The following is a 14,520-nucleotide window of genomic DNA, read 5'->3' as shown; positions in this document are numbered from 1 at the left end:
GCCGGTGACGGCCGGGCCCTACGCGTCTGCGGTCGCGGCGACGGCAGGCAACTGCTCCGCGCCGACGGCGCGGTGAAGTGCTGTGGTGACCGGAACCAGGATCACCCCCCGACGCGTGCCACGTTCGGACACCGGACCGCAAGCCCTCCTGAGTCCCCGGCGCGGCAGGCCCCGCCACGCCGGCCGAGCCTCTTCCCGTACGTGGTGCGGTGGCGCGGGCGCGTGACGGCCGCTCACCCGGACGGCGCCGTCCCAGGTGCGTCCGGAGGCCGTGCGGCCGACGCTCGAAGTGCCCGCGTGCTCCCCGCGAGCGCGCGGGCACCGGAGGAACGGGGAGGCGGAAAGGACACACTCATGAGCCAGGCAGCGCAGCCCACCGGACCGGGTCCCACGGGCGGCTCGCGGCCGCCACGGCAGCCCGGGACCGGGGACGGCTGGGTGACCGGCGGCGTCACGTTCGCGGGAGTCCTCATGGTGTGCAGCGGCATCCTCGCCCTCCTCCAGGGGATCGCCGCGGTCGCCGGGGACCACGTCTACGTCCGCATCGGCAGCTATGTCTACAAGATGACGCTCAGCGGCTGGGGCACGATCCACATCATCCTCGGCGCCCTCGTCCTCGGCACCGGCATCGGCCTGCTCAAGGACATGACCTGGGCCCGCCTCACCGGCCTGTTCCTGGCCGCGCTCAGCCTCGTCGCCCAGTTCCTGTTCCTGCCGTACGCGCCCGTCTGGTCGGTGACCGTGATGGCGCTCGACGTCTTCGTGATCTGGGCGCTGGCGTCCCGGCAGGAAGCGGCCGCCGCCTGACCCGGGCCCCCTGGGCGGCGGTTCAGGCGGGCCGCGTGGCATCATCGGCCCCGGCCAGGACCACGCCGTACGAGGAGCACGATGAACCCCGCCGTCACCGCCCCGTCCGAGGGCGGTGCCCCCTGCCCGCACGGCACCGGGAGCCCGGGGCAGGGCACCGGCGCCTCCCTGCTGGACGACTTCTCCCTGGAGATGACCGGCAAGGACACGCCCGCGCTGGAGGAGGCGCGCGACGGCATTCCGCCAGGCACCCGTATCAACATCACTTTCCTCGCCGGTGAGGACACCGCCACCCGGCTGGCCGCCGCCCGCGCGGCAGGACGGCTCGGGTTCGTGCCCGTCCCGCACATCTCCGCGCGGCGCCTGGTGTCCCGGCCCGCCCTGGAGGAGTTCCTCGCCGGACTGGCCGCCGACGGCACCGCCGGGAACGTGTTCGTCGTCGGCGGCGACCCCGCCCGGCCCGAGGGCCCCTACGAGGACGCCCTCGCCGTCCTGCGCACCGGGGAGCTGCGGCAGCACGGCGTCCGGCACGTCGGCATCACCGGCTACCCGGAGGGCCACCCCGGGATCCCCGACCGTGTCCTGTGGAAGGCGCTCACGGAGAAGGCGGCGGCCATCGGGGCCCACCGGTTCACCGGCGACGTCATCACCCAGTTCGGCTTCGACGTCGACCCGGTCCTCACCTGGCTGGAGGACCTCCGCGCGCGCGGCGTGCACCTGCCCGTCCGCATCGGAGTCCCCGGCCCGGCCGGCGTGCGCCGGCTGCTCGGCTACGCCACCCGGTTCGGCGTCGGCGCCGGCGCCTCCGTGGCCCGCAAGTACGGCTTCTCACTGACCAACCTCATGGGCACCGCCGGCCCGGACCGCTTCCTGCGCGCACTGGCCGACCGGTACGACCCCGAGCGGCACGGCGTGGTGAAGGTGCACTTCTACACCTTCGGCGGCCTGCGCACCACCGCCGAGTGGATCACCCGGTTCCGCCAGGAGCACGCCGTCTGAGACCACTGCGCACCCGGGGGCCCGCGGCGCCGGCGGCGCCTGTCGAACCCAGCGACGAGACGGGCCCGGATGCTCGATCCCGTCGGCCGGGTCCCTGGCCAGGTCTACGTACGTGTCGGATTTCCGCCAGCGACCGGGGCGTGCGGTGGCCCATGCTGGACACATGCAGACAGGGATGCACCTCGACCGGGAACAGTGCGTACAGGCCGTGCGGTCGAAGGATGCGCGGTTCGACGGCTGGTTCTACACCGCCGTCCTGACCACCCGGATCTACTGCCGGCCCAGCTGCCCGGCCGTGCCGCCCAAGCCGGAGAACATGACCTTCCATCCGAGCGCCGCGGCCTGCCAGCAGGCCGGGTTCCGGGCCTGCAAACGCTGCCGCCCGGACACCAGCCCCGGCTCCCCGGAGTGGAACCTGCGTGCCGACCTGGTGGCCCGCGCCATGCGACTGATCGCCGACGGCGTCGTGGACCGCGAAGGCGTGCCCGGACTCGCCGCCCGGCTCGGCTACAGCACCCGGCAGGTGGAGCGGCAGCTGCTCGCCGAGCTGGGCGCCGGCCCCCTCGCCCTCGCCCGGGCCCAGCGCGCCCAGACCGCGCGGCTGCTCGTCGAGACCACCCCGCTGCCCATGACGGAGATCGCCTTCGCGGCCGGCTTCTCCTCCGTGCGCGCCTTCAACGACACCGTCCGCGAGGTCTTCGCCCTGTCCCCGAGCGAGCTGCGGGCCCGGGCGCCCCGCAGCGGCGCGGCCACCCCCGGCGTGCTCACCCTGCGACTGCCGTTCCGCGCCCCCCTCAACCCGTCCAACCTCTTCGGCCACCTGGCCGCCACCGCCGTACCCGGCGTCGAGGAGTGGCGGGACGGCGCCTACCGGCGCACGCTCCGCCTGCCGTACGGGCACGGCATCGTCGCCCTCGCCCCGCGGCCCGACCACATCGCCTGCCGCCTCACCCTCAGCGACCTGCGTGATCTGACCGTGGCCATCAGCCGCTGCCGCCGCATGCTCGACCTGGACGCCGACCCGGTCGCCGTCGACGACCGGCTGCGCGCCGACCCGCTGCTCGCACCCCTGGTCGACCGGGGTCCCGGCCGCCGGGTGCCGCGCACGGTCGACGAGGACGAGTTCGCCGTCCGCGCCGTGCTCGGGCAGCAGGTGTCCACCGCAGCCGCCCGCACCCACGCGGCCCGCCTGGTCACCGCGCACGGCAAACCCCTGGACGACCCCGAGGGCGGGCTCACCCACCTCTTCCCGACCCCGGAGGCACTGGCCGCCGTCGACCCCGAGACCCTGGCGATGCCCCGCACCCGGCGCACCACCTTCACCACCCTCGTCCGCCAACTCGCGGACGGTACCCTTCACTTGGGAGTGGAGACCGACTGGGCCGAGGCACGTGCCCGGCTCCTCGCGCTGCCCGGCTTCGGCCCGTGGACGGCGGACATCATCGCCATGCGCGCCCTCGGCGACCCCGACGCCTTCCTCCCCACCGACCTCGGCATCCGCCGCGCCGCGAAGGAGCTGGGCCTGCCGTCCACCCCGGCCGCGCTCACCGCCCGCGCGGCGGGCTGGCGGCCCTGGCGGGCGTACGCGGTGCAGTACCTGTGGGCGACCGACGCCCACCCGATCAACTTCCTCCCGGCCTGAAGGAATCCGATGAACCACCACACCGTGACCGACAGCCCCTACGGGCCGCTCACCCTGGTCGCCGACGCCGACGGCGCCCTGTGCGGCCTGTACATGGCCGGCCAGCGGCACCGCCCGGGCGAGGAGTCCTTCGGGCCGCGCGACGACACCCTGCCCGTCTTCGCCGAGGCCCGGGAGCAGCTGGACGCGTACTTCGCGGGCGAGTCGACCGGGTTCACCGTCCGGCTCGGGCTGCACGGGACGCCGTTCCAGCGCAGCGTCTGGCAGCAGCTGGCCCGTATCCCGTACGGCGAGACCCGTACGTACGGCGAACTCGCCGACCTCCTCGGCAATCCCCGGGCCTCCCGCGCCGTCGGCCTCGCCAACGGCCGCAACCCCGTCGGCATCATCGTCCCCTGCCACCGGGTGGTCGGTTCCGACGGCAGCCTCACCGGTTACGGCGGCGGCCTGGACCGCAAGCGCCGCCTGCTGGACTTCGAGCGGGGCAGCGCACTCTTCTGAGCGGCGCGGACACGGCGTCTCCCGTCACGGCGTCTCCTGGACGCGGGTCCCAGGAGCCGGTCCCTCAGGAGCCGGTATCCCAGGAGCCGGCCGAAGTGACCCCGCGCTCACCGCTGCCCGTGCTGCCGGCGCCGAGCAGCCGCAGGAGCCGGGGAAGGGCCGTCCCGACCGGTTCGCGGATCACCTCGTCGGCCCGCTCGTCGTACGGCGTCGGTTCGGCGTTGACGATGATCAGCCGGGCCGCGTGGTCGGCGGCGACGCCCGCGAGGCCGGCCGCGGGGTGGACCTGGAGGCTGGTGCCGACGGCGACGAAGACGTCACAGGCCTTGCTGATCGCGACCGCGTCGCCCAGCACCACCGGATCGAGGTGCTCGCCGAACATCACGGTCGCCGGCTTCAGGATGCCTCCGCAGCGCAGACAGGGCGGGTCGTCCTCGCCCGCTGCCACCCGCGCGATCGCGTCCTCCATGGGCCCGCGCGCACCGCACCGCGTGCAGAGGACACCGCGCGCGCTGCCGTGCAGCTCCAGCACCTTGCGGGCGGGCATCCCGGCCAGCTGGTGCAGCCCGTCGACGTTCTGCGTGATGACCCGCACCGGGGTGCCGGACCGCTCCAGCTCGGTGACCGCCCGGTGCGCCGCGTTCGGCTCGGCCCGCAGCGCGCTGTGCGTGCGCCGCATCCGCCACGACCGCCGCCGGATCTCCGGATCCCCCATGTAGTACTCGTACGTCACGAGCTTCTCGGCGTCCGGATCCCGGCGCCACAGGCCGTTCGGCCCGCGGTAGTCCGGGATCCCGGAGTCGGTGGAGACACCTGCCCCGCTGAACACGGCGACGAGCGGCTTGGTCATGCGACCGAGCGTAGGCGGGGCTCCCCGCCCGCCGCGAACGGATATCAGGGGACCCCCGCCGGGCGGTCACGACACGCGGTGGCCGTTCTCCAGTTCCGCCGTGCCGGAGCCGTCCGCGAGGACGTCCAGGGCGGCCAGCACCCGGCGGCCGAGCGCGCCGGGCAGATACGCGGTGAGGTCGTCGCGCGCGACCAGCTGCCACGACAGCAGCTCCTCCTCCTGGAGGCGGATCGCCTTCAGGTCGGTGTCGGTGAGCACACCGCCGTCGTACAGGTAGGCCACCAGCGGCGGCCGGCCCACGCCGCGCACCCAGTCCACCGCCAGCAGCCGGCCGAGTTCCCGGTCGAGCCCGATCTCCTCCAGAGTCTCCCGGCGCGCGCCCCGCCGCGGGGTCTCCCCGTCGTCGGACTCGATGGTCCCGCCCGGAAGCGCCCAGCCCTCGCGGTAGTTGGGCTCGACGAGCAGCACCCGGCCCTCGGCGTCCCGGAAGAGCGCGGCGGCACCGGCGATGATCCGGGGCAGGCCTGCGATGTACGTGGCGAAGTCAGGAGTCGTGGTCATCCAGGAAGGGTAACCAGCCACCTGCCGGCTATGTCCCGTCCACCGCCAGACGCAGGGTCCGCTCGGCCAGCGCACTGATCCGTACGCCGTCGAAGCCGAACACCGCGCTACGGACCGTGTCCTCCAGCGGATCCCGCCACTGCGCCCCGATGGCCTCCGCCCCGGTGTACACGCCGGCCACCGAACCGGCCGTCGCCCCGTTGGAGTCGGTGTCCAGGCCGCCGCGCACGGTCAGGGCGATGGTCCGGGTGAAGTCGCCGTCGCCGTACAGCAGCCCCGCGGTGAGGACGGCCGCGTTCGGGACGGTGTGGATCCAGCCGAGCCCGGCGGTCTCCGCGGTCACCGTGGCCAGCGTCTCCTCCCAGGGCAGCCGGGTCGCGTGCAGGGTCGCGACCCGCCGTACGGTCCGGGCGAGGCGGCTGCTCGCAGGGATCACGGCGAGCGCGCTCTCCAGCGCGTCCCGCACGGACGGGGCGGTGAAGGCCGCCGCGATCAGCGCCGCCGCGAACATCGCGCCGTACACCCCGTTGCCGGTGTGCGACAGCACCGCGTCCCGGCGGGCCAGGCCGGCGGCCCGGACGGGGTCACCGGGACAGGTCCAGCCGTACACGTCCGCGCGGATCAGCGCGCCGATCCACTCCTGGTAGGGGTTGTCGTACGTCGCCGTCAGCGGCGGCTTCAGCCCGTTCGCGAGGTTGCGGTAGGCCGCCCGCTCCGCCGTGAACGTCTGGAGGTACGGCAGCCTGAGCAGCCACAGGTCGCCGACCTGCTCGGTGCTGAATCCGAAACCGTGGGTCTCCAGCAGGTGCAGGCCCAGGATCGCGTAGTCGATGTCGTCGTCCCGGCAGCTGCCGTGGATCCGGCCGCGCACGCATCCGCGCCACTCCGGGCGCAGGACCGCGGCCTCGGCCGGGTCGGCGGGCTCGGGGAGGTAGTCGGTCAGCGGCAGGGCGGCGGCCCGGCGCAGATAGCGGTCGATGCGGTCCCGGGTCCACACCTCGCCCTGCTCCACCGGCTTGCCGAGCATGTTGCCCGCGATCCGGCCGAGCCAGCCGCCGTGGATGCGGTCGCCGAGGCCGGGTCCGGTGCGCTGGGTGCTCATGGCAGGGGTGTACCCACTTTGCCGGGTCCGGCGCGCGGCGGCTTCCCACGGTGCGGGCGGGGCATGACGGCGGCGGTGCCCTGCGGCTATGGTCACAGCGGCGCGACTGGCCCCGACTTGCGCGGGGCCCGGAGAGCAAGGGGAAGACAAGGTGGCGGACGCTGTGGGGAACGAGACCCGTCGGGTGCTCATCGCCGCGGACAAGTTCAAGGGCTCGCTGACGGCCGTGCAGGTCGCCGAGCGGGTGACGGCCGGGCTGCGCCGGGTCGTGCCGGACGTCCGGGCCGAGGCACTGCCCGTGGCCGACGGCGGCGACGGCACCGTGGACGCGGCCGTCGCGGCCGGTTTCGAACGGCGTGAGGTGCGGGTCGCCGGGCCGCTCGGCCAGGAGGTGACGGCCGCGTTCGCGCTGCGCGACGGCACCGCGGTCGTGGAGATGGCCGAGGCGAGCGGGCTCCAGCGGCTCCCGGCCGGTGTGTTCGCACCGCTGACCGCCTCGACGTACGGCTCCGGGGAGCTGCTGCGGGCCGCGCTGGACGCGGGCGCGCGGACGATCGTGTTCGGCGTCGGCGGCAGCGCCACGACGGACGGCGGCGCGGGGATGCTCTCCGCGCTGGGCGCCCGGTTCCTGACCGGGGCGGGGGAACCGGTGTCGCCGGGCGGCGGCGGCCTGGCCGGCCTGGCCCGCGCCGACCTGTCCGGTCTCGACCCCCGGCTGGCCTCGGTCGAACTGGTGCTGGCCAGCGATGTCGACAATCCGCTGACCGGGCCGCAGGGCGCACCGGCGGTGTACGGCCCGCAGAAGGGGGCCACGCCCGACGACGTGGCGGCACTGGACGCGGCCCTCGCCCGCTTCGCCGGGGTGCTGGAGGCGGAGGCCGGCCCACGGGCGGCGGAGTACGCCGCGGCACCGGGCGCGGGGGCGGCGGGCGGCATCGGCTACGGCGCGCTGCTCCTGGGCGCCCGCTTCCGGCCCGGCATCGAGGTGATGCTGGACGTGCTGGGCTTCGCGCCCGCCCTGGAACGGGCCTCGCTGGTGATCACCGGAGAGGGCTCGCTCGACGAGCAGACCCTGCACGGGAAGGCGCCGGCGGGGGTCGCCGCGGCGGCGCGGGCCGCGGGCCGGACGGTGGTCGCGGTGTGCGGACGGCTCGCCCTGCCGGAGCAGGCGCTGCTGCGGGCCGGCATCGAACGGGCGTACCCCCTGACGTCCGTCGAGCCGGACGTCGCCCGCTGCATGGCGGACGCCGGCCCGATCCTGGAACAGGTCGCGAGCCACATCGCCAAGGACTACCTCAGCTGACCTCGGCCCCGGCCCCAGGGCGTCCGCCGGCCTCGGTCGGCCGGCCGCCAGGAGACTTGCCCCCGGCTCGGCCGACCGACAGGGCTCCCCGCCGCACCGGCCGGCGGGCGGGGCAGGGGCCGGGTCACCTGACTCGGCGCGCTGACAGGGGATCGCCGGATCGGCCGGCTGACACGGCGATCGCCGGGGCGGTCGTGGTGGGGCCTGTCCAGTCGGCCGAGTCGGGTGGGTGGTCGAAGCGGGGGTCTGGGGGTGGAGCCCCCAGGCGGCTCGGGGCGGAGCCCTCAGGCGGCTCGCCTCGGCGACCGCCCGCGCACACAGCGAAGGGCCCCGGATCCTCGTCGGATCCGGGGCCCTCTCGGCGGGGCGTCACGGCAGTTGCGTCGCCCGCGCCTCCCGCCGGTTGTCGCGGAAGTTGTTCACCCGTCGGGCCGTGGCGAACAGCGGGATCACCGCGCCCATGACCAGCTGGAGCGCGCAGCCCGTCTGGAGCAGCAGCTGACCGCTCGGGGCGTCGAAGGCCCACGCGGCCAGCAGACCCATCGACAGCACGATCCAGCCGAGCACCGCGCCGGCGAGGCGGCCCCGCGGCTTCGGGTACTCCACGCGGCTCACCATCAGCCACGCCGTCCCCAGGATCGCCAGCAGCGTCGCCACGAACGGCAGCTCCAGCAGCACGATCGAGACGACCGTCAGTGCGCCGAACGGCGAGGGCATGCCCTGGAACGTGCCGTCCTTCACCGTCACGCAGCTGAACCGGGCCAGTCTCAGCACCACCGCGAGCAGCACCACGATCGCGCCCACCGCCGCGACCCTCTGGTGCGCGTCGTCGGCGACCATGCCGTAGACGAGCACGAAGTAGGCGGGGGCGAGCCCGAAGCTGATCAGGTCGGACAGGTTGTCCAGCTCGGCGCCCATGGGGGAGGAGCGCAGCTTGCGCGCCACCAGGCCGTCGAACAGGTCGAACACCGCCGCGCAGAGCATCAGGATGACCGCCGTGGCCGCGCTGTGGCGGGCCATGCCGGACTCCTGGCTGCCGGTGAGGTGCGGGATCAGGATGCCGGTGGTGGTGAAGTACACCGCCATGAACCCGCAGGTGGCGTTGCCCAGCGTCAGGGTGTCCGCTATCGACAGGCGGAGAGAGAGGGGCATCTCCTCGTCGTCGTCCACGTCGTCGGCCTCGGGCACCCAGCCCGCCTGGGTCTCCGGATCAATCACGGTCAATGCGAGTCACCCCAGCCACGGTCTTCTGTCCGACCTCGACCGCGACCTCCACACCCTCGGGCAGGTAGAGGTCGACACGCGAGCCGAAGCGGATCAGACCGATACGGTCGCCCTGCTCGACCTTCGTGCCCTCGGGGATGTAGGGCACGATGCGGCGGGCCACCGCGCCGGCGATCTGGATCATCTCGATGTCGCCGAGTTCGGTGTCGAAATGCCAGACTACGCGCTCGTTGTTCTCGCTCTCCTTGTTGAAAGCCGGAACAAAGCCGCCGGGGATGTGCTCCACCGACGTCACGGTGCCCGCGAGGGGCGCGCGGTTGACGTGGACGTTGAGCGGGCTCATGAAGATCGCGACGCGGGTGCGCCCGTCCTTCCACGGCATGATGCTCTGCACCACACCGTCGGCGGGCGAGATGACCCGGCCCTGGGCGATCTCGCGCTCGGGGTCGCGGAAGAACCACAGCATGCCCGCCGCGAGCGCGGTGACGGGCACGGCGACGGCCTTGGCGGCGCCCGAGCGGCGGGCACGGGCCAGGCTGAGGGCTGCGGTGGCGACGGTCGGGAGAAGCCACGGCGATGCTCCGCGCGCGAGGCGTGCGCCTACCAGGCTGTCGCGGTGTGCAGAGGTTTGGCTGTGGGGCATGGATGACCTTCGTAGCGGATGATGCCGCGCTCTGACGGGGGACGGCGGCCTTCCGGGATCGTACCGGTCGTGGGCCACAACTGGGCAAGCCAGGCAGCCGAGTCGGCGGCTGAAGCCCGTTCACGGGGTGTGATCTTCTTCTCGCAGAAAACACCCCGTACCCGGACATTCAGCCCTGGAAGCGGTACTCTTCGAGCAGCCTGCGCCCGATGATCATTTTCTGGATCTCGGCGGTACCTTCGCCGATGAGCAGCATCGGGGCCTCGCGGTAGAGGCGCTCGATCTCGTACTCCTTCGAGAAGCCGTAGCCGCCGTGGATCCGGAAGGCGTCCTCCACGACCTCCTTGCAGTACTCGGAGGCCAGGTACTTCGCCATGCCCGCTTCCAGGTCGTTTCGCTCTCCGGAGTCCTTTTTGCGCGCTGCGTTGACCATCATCGCATGCGCGGCCTCGACCTTGGTGGCCATGTCCGCCAGCTTGAACTGGATGGCCTGGTGCTGGGCGATCGGCTTGCCGAAAGTGTGACGCTGCTGGGCGTAACGGACACCCAGTTCGAAGGCACGCTGAGCGACGCCGCAGCCACGCGCCGCCACGTTGACCCGGCCGACCTCCACGCCGTCCATCATTTGGTAAAAACCTCGGCCGGTGACCCCGCCGAGCACCCGGTCGGCCGGAACGCGCAGGCCGTCCATGATCAGCTCGGTGGTGTCGACACCCTTGTAGCCCATCTTGTCGATCTTGCCGGGGATGGTGAGGCCCGGGCGGACCTCGCCGAAGCCCGGCTCCTTCTCGACCAGGAAGGTGGTCATCGACCTGTGGGGTGCCGTGCCCTCGGGGTGTCCTTCGTCACTGCGGACGAGGACGGCCACGAGGGAGGACGTACCGCCGTTCGTCAGCCACATCTTCTGGCCGTTCAGGACGTACTCGTCGCCGTCCTTCACCGCCTTGGACGTGATGGCCGACACGTCCGAGCCCAGTCCCGGCTCCGACATCGAGAACGCGCCGCGGATGTCGCCGGCCGCCATGCGCGGCAGGAAGTGGTCCTTCTGCTCCTGCGTGCCGTGCTGCTTGAGCATGTACGCGACGATGAAGTGGGTGTTGATGATGCCGGACACCGACATCCAGCCGCGGGCGATCTCCTCCACGCACAGCGCGTAGGTGAGCAGCGACTCGCCCAGGCCCCCGTACTCCTCGGGGATCATCAGTCCGAACAGGCCGAGTTCCTTCAGGCCGTCCACGATCGCTTGCGGGTACTCGTCGCGGTGCTCCAGCTCGGTCGCGACCGGGATGATCTCCTTGTCGACGAAGTCCCGGACGGTGGAGAGGATCTCCTGCTGGACGTCGGTCAGACCGGCGGTCTGGGCGAGACGGGCCATGGCCTACTTCTCCTGCTGCTTGGGTTCCGGGCGGCCGGGCTGCTCGCCGCCGCGCTCCTTGATGTACGTCTCGGTCGGCACCATCACCTTGCGGCGGAACACGCACACGAGGGTGCCGTCCTGCTTGTAGCCCTTGGTCTCGACGTGGACGATCCCGCGGTCGTTCTTCGACTTCGAGGGCCACTTGTCGAGCACGGTCGTCTCGCCGTAGATCGTGTCGCCGTGGAAGGTCGGCGCGACGTGCTTGAGCGACTCGATCTCCAGGTTGGCGATCGCCTTGCCGGAGACGTCCGGGACGGACATGCCGAGCAGCAGGGAGTAGATGTAGTTGCCCACGACGACGTTCTTGCCGAAGTCCGTCGTGCTCTCCGCATAGTTCGTGTCCATGTGGAGCGGGTGGTGGTTCATGGTGAGGAGACAGAACAGGTGGTCGTCGTACTCGGTGACCGTCTTGCCCGGCCAGTGCTTGTACGTCGCCCCGACCTCGAACTCCTCGTACGTGCGTCCGAACTGCATCGCGCTCAGCCCTCCGGGATCTCGAACTTGCTGGTGCGCTGCATGCCGGCGGCGCGTCCCTTGCCGGAGACGACCAGGGCCATCTTGCGGCTGGCCTCGTCGATCATCTCGTCGCCGAGCATCGCCGAGCCCTTCTTGCCGCCCGCCTCGGACGTGTAGTAGTCGTACGCGTCCAGGATCAGCTCGGCGTGGTCGTAGTCCTCCTGGGAGGGCGAGAAGACCTCGTTGGCGGCGTCCACCTGGCCGGGGTGCAGCACCCACTTGCCGTCGAAGCCGAGCGCGGCGGCACGGCCGGCGACCTCGCGGAAGCCGTCCACGTTGCGGATCTGCAGGTAGGGGCCGTCGATCGCCTGGAGGTCGTTGGCGCGGGCGGCCATCAGAATCTTCATCAGGATGTAGTGGTAGGCGTCCGCCGGATAGCCGGGCGGCTGCTCGCCCACGACGAGGGTCTTCATGTTGATCGACGCCATGAAGTCGGCCGGGCCGAAGATGATCGTCTCGATGCGCGGGGAGGCCTGCGCGATCTCGTTGACGTTGTTCAGGCCCTGCGCGTTCTCGATCTGCGCCTCGATGCCGATCCGCCCGACCTCGAAGCCCATGGTCTTCTCGATCTGCGTCAGCAGCAGGTCCAGCGCGACGACCTGCTGGGCGTTCTGCACCTTCGGCAGCATGATGCAGTCGAGGTTCGGGCCCGCGCCCTCGACCACCGTGACGACGTCGCGGTACGTCCACTCGGTCGTCCAGTCGTTGACGCGGACCACCCGGGTCTTGCCCGTCCAGTCGCCCTCGTTGAGGAACTTGACGATGGTGTGCCGCGCCTCGGGCTTGGCCAGCGGCGCGCACGCGTCCTCCAGGTCCAGGAAGACCTGGTCCGCCGGGAGGCCCTGCGCCTTCTCCAGGAAACGCGGGTTGCTTCCCGGGACCGCCAGGCAGGAACGACGGGGACGCAGACGGTTGACGGTCATGCGGGGACCTCCAGGGGGTCGAGCTTGTTCGCTTTCCGGATCTCGTCGACGATGCGGCCGATGATTCCGGTGATGTCGAAGTCCTTCGGGGTGAACACCGCGGCCACACCGGCGGCCCTGAGCTGTTCGGCGTCACCGTTCGGGATGATGCCACCTGCGATCACGGGTATATCTGTGGCACCGGCCACACGGAGCCGCTGGAGCACGTCCGGGACCAGCTGGGCGTGGGAGCCGGAGAGGATCGACAGACCCACGGCGTGGACGTCCTCCGCCAGGGCCGCGTCGACGATCTGCTCGGGGGTGAGCCGGATGCCCTGGTAGACCACCTCGAACCCGGCGTCACGGGCCCGCACGGCGATCTGCTCGGCCCCGTTGGAGTGCCCGTCCAGGCCCGGCTTGCCGACCAGGAAGCGCAGCTTGCCGCAGCCCAGCTCGCGGGCGGTGGCGTCCACCTTGGCGCGGACCCCGGCGAGCGCCGAGCCGGCCTCGGCGGAGACGGCCACCGGCGCGGAGGAGACCCCGGTGGGCGCCCGGTACTCGCCGAACACCTCGCGCAGGGCGCCCGCCCACTCGCCGGTGGTGACCCCGGCGCGGGCGCACTCCAGGGTGGCCTCCATCAGGTTGCCGGTGCCCTTGGCGGCCTCCTTCAGCCTCTCCAGCGCCTTGCAGGGGCGCGGGTGGTTGAAGGGCGGCTGGTAGCGGGTGTCGCGCCAGTGCCGCAGGGACTCCACGACGCGGGCCTCGACCGCCGGGTCGACCGTCTGGATGGCGGTGTCCAGGTCGGCGGTCAGCGGGTTCGGCTCGGTGCTCTCGAAGATGTTGACGCCGATGATCTTCTCCTGGCCGGACTCGATCCGCGCCCGGCGCTCGGCGTGCGAGGCGACCAGCTGCGACTTCAGGTAGCCGGACTCCACGGCGGCCATCGCGCCGCCCATCTCCTGGATGCGCTCGATCTCCGCGAGGGTGTCCCCGACCAGCTGGTCCACCTTCGCCTCGATCACCTTCGAGCCCTCGAAGATGTCCTCGTACTCCAGCAGGTCGCTCTCGTAGGCGAGCACCTGCTGGATGCGCAGCGACCACTGCTGGTCCCAGGGGCGGGGCAGGCCGAGGGCCTCGTTCCAGGCCGGCAGCTGCACGGCACGGGCGCGTGCGTCCTTCGACAGGGTCACGGCCAGCATCTCCAGCACGATCCGCTGGACGTTGTTCTCCGGCTGCGCCTCGGTCAGGCCGAGCGAGTTGACCTGGACGCCGTACCGGAACCGGCGCTGCTTGGCGTTCTCGATGCCGTACCGCTCGCGCGTGACCTTGTCCCAGATGCGGCTGAACGCGCGCATCTTGCACATCTCCTCGACGAACCGGACGCCCGCGTTCACGAAGAAGGAGATGCGGGCCACCACGTCGCCCATGCGCTCCTGCGGCACCTGGCCGGAGTCGCGGACGGCGTCCAGGACGGCGATCGCGGTGGACATCGCGTACGCGATCTCCTGCACCGGCGTGGCCCCGGCCTCCTGCAGGTGGTAGCTGCAGATGTTGATCGGGTTCCACTTGGGGAGGTGGGAGACCGTGTACGCGATCATGTCCGTCGTCAGGCGGAGCGACGGCCCCGGCGGGAACACATGGGTGCCCCGGGACAGGTACTCCTTGACGATGTCGTTCTGGGTCGTGCCCTGGAGCTTGGTGATGTCCGCACCCTGCTCCTCGGCGACGACCTGGTAGAGCGCCAGCAGCCACATGGCGGTGGCGTTGATCGTCATCGAGGTGTTCATCTGCTCCAGGGGGATGTCCTGGAACAGCCGGCGCATGTCACCGAGGTGCGCGACGGGCACGCCCACCCGGCCGACCTCGCCGCGGGCGAGGATGTGGTCGGAGTCGTAGCCGGTCTGCGTCGGCAGGTCGAACGCCACCGACAGACCGGTCTGGCCCTTGGCGAGGTTGCGCCGGTACAGCTCGTTGGACGCCTCGGCCGTCGAGTGGCCGGCGTACGTCCGCATCAGCCACGGACGGTCCTTCTGACGCTCTGTCATCTAAGGCC

14 protein-coding genes are annotated in these 14,520 nt (G+C 72.1%); 5 read left to right on the top strand and 9 right to left on the bottom strand.

Going from position 1 to position 14,520, the window contains the following annotated elements; translation table 11 throughout:
• Nucleotides 1–354: 354 nt before the first annotated feature.
• The 4 genes from ACF1BE_RS22430 (at nt 355) to ACF1BE_RS22415 (ending at nt 3,949) form a co-directional block, all read left to right on the top strand.
• Nucleotides 355–807, top strand: a complete 453-nt coding sequence (locus ACF1BE_RS22430; RefSeq protein WP_392200771.1) for a hypothetical protein — start codon at nt 355–357, stop codon at nt 805–807.
• Nucleotides 808–999: 192 nt separating this feature from the next.
• Complete coding sequence (locus tag ACF1BE_RS22425) at nt 1,000–1,806, top strand: methylenetetrahydrofolate reductase (RefSeq protein WP_392200845.1); 807 nt, start codon at nt 1,000–1,002, stop codon at nt 1,804–1,806.
• A gap of 163 nt (nt 1,807–1,969) precedes the next feature.
• Nucleotides 1,970–3,448, top strand: a complete 1,479-nt coding sequence (locus ACF1BE_RS22420) for an AlkA N-terminal domain-containing protein (protein WP_392200770.1) — start codon at nt 1,970–1,972, stop codon at nt 3,446–3,448.
• A 9-nt stretch (nt 3,449–3,457) separates the two neighbouring features.
• Nucleotides 3,458–3,949: a methylated-DNA--[protein]-cysteine S-methyltransferase gene (locus ACF1BE_RS22415; RefSeq protein WP_392200769.1), complete on the top strand. Its 492-nt coding sequence runs from the start codon at nt 3,458–3,460 to the stop codon at nt 3,947–3,949.
• Nucleotides 3,950–4,013: 64 nt separating this feature from the next.
• Here ACF1BE_RS22415 and ACF1BE_RS22410 read toward each other — a convergent pair whose 3' ends face one another.
• The 3 genes from ACF1BE_RS22410 to ACF1BE_RS22400 form a co-directional block, all read right to left on the bottom strand.
• Nucleotides 4,014–4,799 carry an NAD-dependent deacetylase gene (locus ACF1BE_RS22410; protein ID WP_392200768.1) on the bottom strand — a complete coding sequence of 262 codons (786 nt, stop codon included), beginning with the start codon at nt 4,797–4,799 and terminating at the stop codon, nt 4,014–4,016.
• A gap of 66 nt (nt 4,800–4,865) precedes the next feature.
• Nucleotides 4,866–5,360: an NUDIX domain-containing protein gene (locus ACF1BE_RS22405; RefSeq protein WP_392200767.1), complete on the bottom strand. Its 495-nt coding sequence runs from the start codon at nt 5,358–5,360 to the stop codon at nt 4,866–4,868.
• Nucleotides 5,361–5,388: 28 nt separating this feature from the next.
• A complete protein-coding gene (locus ACF1BE_RS22400) occupies nt 5,389–6,462 on the bottom strand; it encodes an ADP-ribosylglycohydrolase family protein (protein WP_392200766.1) in 1,074 nt (357 codons plus the stop codon).
• Between the two features lie 151 nt (nt 6,463–6,613).
• Between ACF1BE_RS22400 and ACF1BE_RS22395 the strand changes: the two genes are divergently transcribed.
• Complete coding sequence (locus ACF1BE_RS22395) at nt 6,614–7,765, top strand: glycerate kinase (RefSeq protein ID WP_392200765.1); 1,152 nt, start codon at nt 6,614–6,616, stop codon at nt 7,763–7,765.
• 369 nt (nt 7,766–8,134) lie between these two features.
• Here ACF1BE_RS22395 and pssA read toward each other — a convergent pair whose 3' ends face one another.
• The 6 genes from pssA to ACF1BE_RS22365 all read right to left on the bottom strand — a co-directional run bounded on the left by pssA (nt 8,135) and on the right by ACF1BE_RS22365 (nt 14,512).
• Entirely contained in the window at nt 8,135–8,953 is an 819-nt protein-coding gene (gene pssA / locus ACF1BE_RS22390) for a CDP-diacylglycerol--serine O-phosphatidyltransferase (RefSeq protein ID WP_373908241.1), read from the bottom strand.
• 22 nt (nt 8,954–8,975) lie between these two features.
• A complete protein-coding gene (locus ACF1BE_RS22385; RefSeq protein ID WP_361996607.1) occupies nt 8,976–9,632 on the bottom strand; it encodes a phosphatidylserine decarboxylase in 657 nt (218 codons plus the stop codon).
• A 169-nt stretch (nt 9,633–9,801) separates the two neighbouring features.
• Complete coding sequence (locus ACF1BE_RS22380; RefSeq protein ID WP_121786066.1) at nt 9,802–11,007, bottom strand: acyl-CoA dehydrogenase family protein; 1,206 nt, start codon at nt 11,005–11,007, stop codon at nt 9,802–9,804.
• A gap of 3 nt (nt 11,008–11,010) precedes the next feature.
• On the bottom strand, nt 11,011–11,523 hold the full coding sequence (locus ACF1BE_RS22375; RefSeq protein WP_392200764.1) for a MaoC family dehydratase: 513 nt from the start codon (nt 11,521–11,523) through the stop codon (nt 11,011–11,013).
• 5 nt (nt 11,524–11,528) lie between these two features.
• A complete protein-coding gene (locus tag ACF1BE_RS22370) occupies nt 11,529–12,488 on the bottom strand; it encodes a CoA ester lyase (protein ID WP_373908102.1) in 960 nt (319 codons plus the stop codon).
• Nucleotides 12,485–14,512 (bottom strand): protein meaA, encoded by a 2,028-nt coding sequence (locus ACF1BE_RS22365; protein WP_392200763.1) that lies wholly within the window; start codon nt 14,510–14,512, stop codon nt 12,485–12,487. Before ACF1BE_RS22365 ends, ACF1BE_RS22370 begins: the two co-directional genes overlap by 4 nt.
• Nucleotides 14,513–14,520 lie beyond the last annotated feature (8 nt).

This window comes from Streptomyces sp. NPDC014991 (assembly GCF_043080665.1).
Classification (GTDB): domain Bacteria; phylum Actinomycetota; class Actinomycetes; order Streptomycetales; family Streptomycetaceae; genus Streptomyces.
Note: the sequence above shows the minus strand (reverse complement) of the source record. Positions and strands in the feature narration are given on the sequence as shown.

Coding starts and splice junctions, on each gene's coding strand:
- ACF1BE_RS22405 (WP_392200767.1), bottom strand. CDS start 5,360: ATGACCACGACTCCTGACTTCGCCACGTACATCGCAGGCCTGCCCCGG.
- ACF1BE_RS22420 (WP_392200770.1), top strand. CDS start 1,970: ATGCAGACAGGGATGCACCTCGACCGGGAACAGTGCGTACAGGCCGTG.
- ACF1BE_RS22425 (WP_392200845.1), top strand. CDS start 1,000: ATGACCGGCAAGGACACGCCCGCGCTGGAGGAGGCGCGCGACGGCATT.
- ACF1BE_RS22385 (WP_361996607.1), bottom strand. CDS start 9,632: ATGCCCCACAGCCAAACCTCTGCACACCGCGACAGCCTGGTAGGCGCA.
- ACF1BE_RS22410 (WP_392200768.1), bottom strand. CDS start 4,799: ATGACCAAGCCGCTCGTCGCCGTGTTCAGCGGGGCAGGTGTCTCCACC.
- ACF1BE_RS22370 (WP_373908102.1), bottom strand. CDS start 12,488: ATGACCGTCAACCGTCTGCGTCCCCGTCGTTCCTGCCTGGCGGTCCCG.
- ACF1BE_RS22400 (WP_392200766.1), bottom strand. CDS start 6,462: ATGAGCACCCAGCGCACCGGACCCGGCCTCGGCGACCGCATCCACGGC.
- ACF1BE_RS22380 (WP_121786066.1), bottom strand. CDS start 11,007: ATGGCCCGTCTCGCCCAGACCGCCGGTCTGACCGACGTCCAGCAGGAG.
- ACF1BE_RS22375 (WP_392200764.1), bottom strand. CDS start 11,523: ATGCAGTTCGGACGCACGTACGAGGAGTTCGAGGTCGGGGCGACGTAC.
- ACF1BE_RS22365 (WP_392200763.1), bottom strand. CDS start 14,512: ATGACAGAGCGTCAGAAGGACCGTCCGTGGCTGATGCGGACGTACGCC.
- ACF1BE_RS22430 (WP_392200771.1), top strand. CDS start 355: ATGAGCCAGGCAGCGCAGCCCACCGGACCGGGTCCCACGGGCGGCTCG.
- ACF1BE_RS22415 (WP_392200769.1), top strand. CDS start 3,458: ATGAACCACCACACCGTGACCGACAGCCCCTACGGGCCGCTCACCCTG.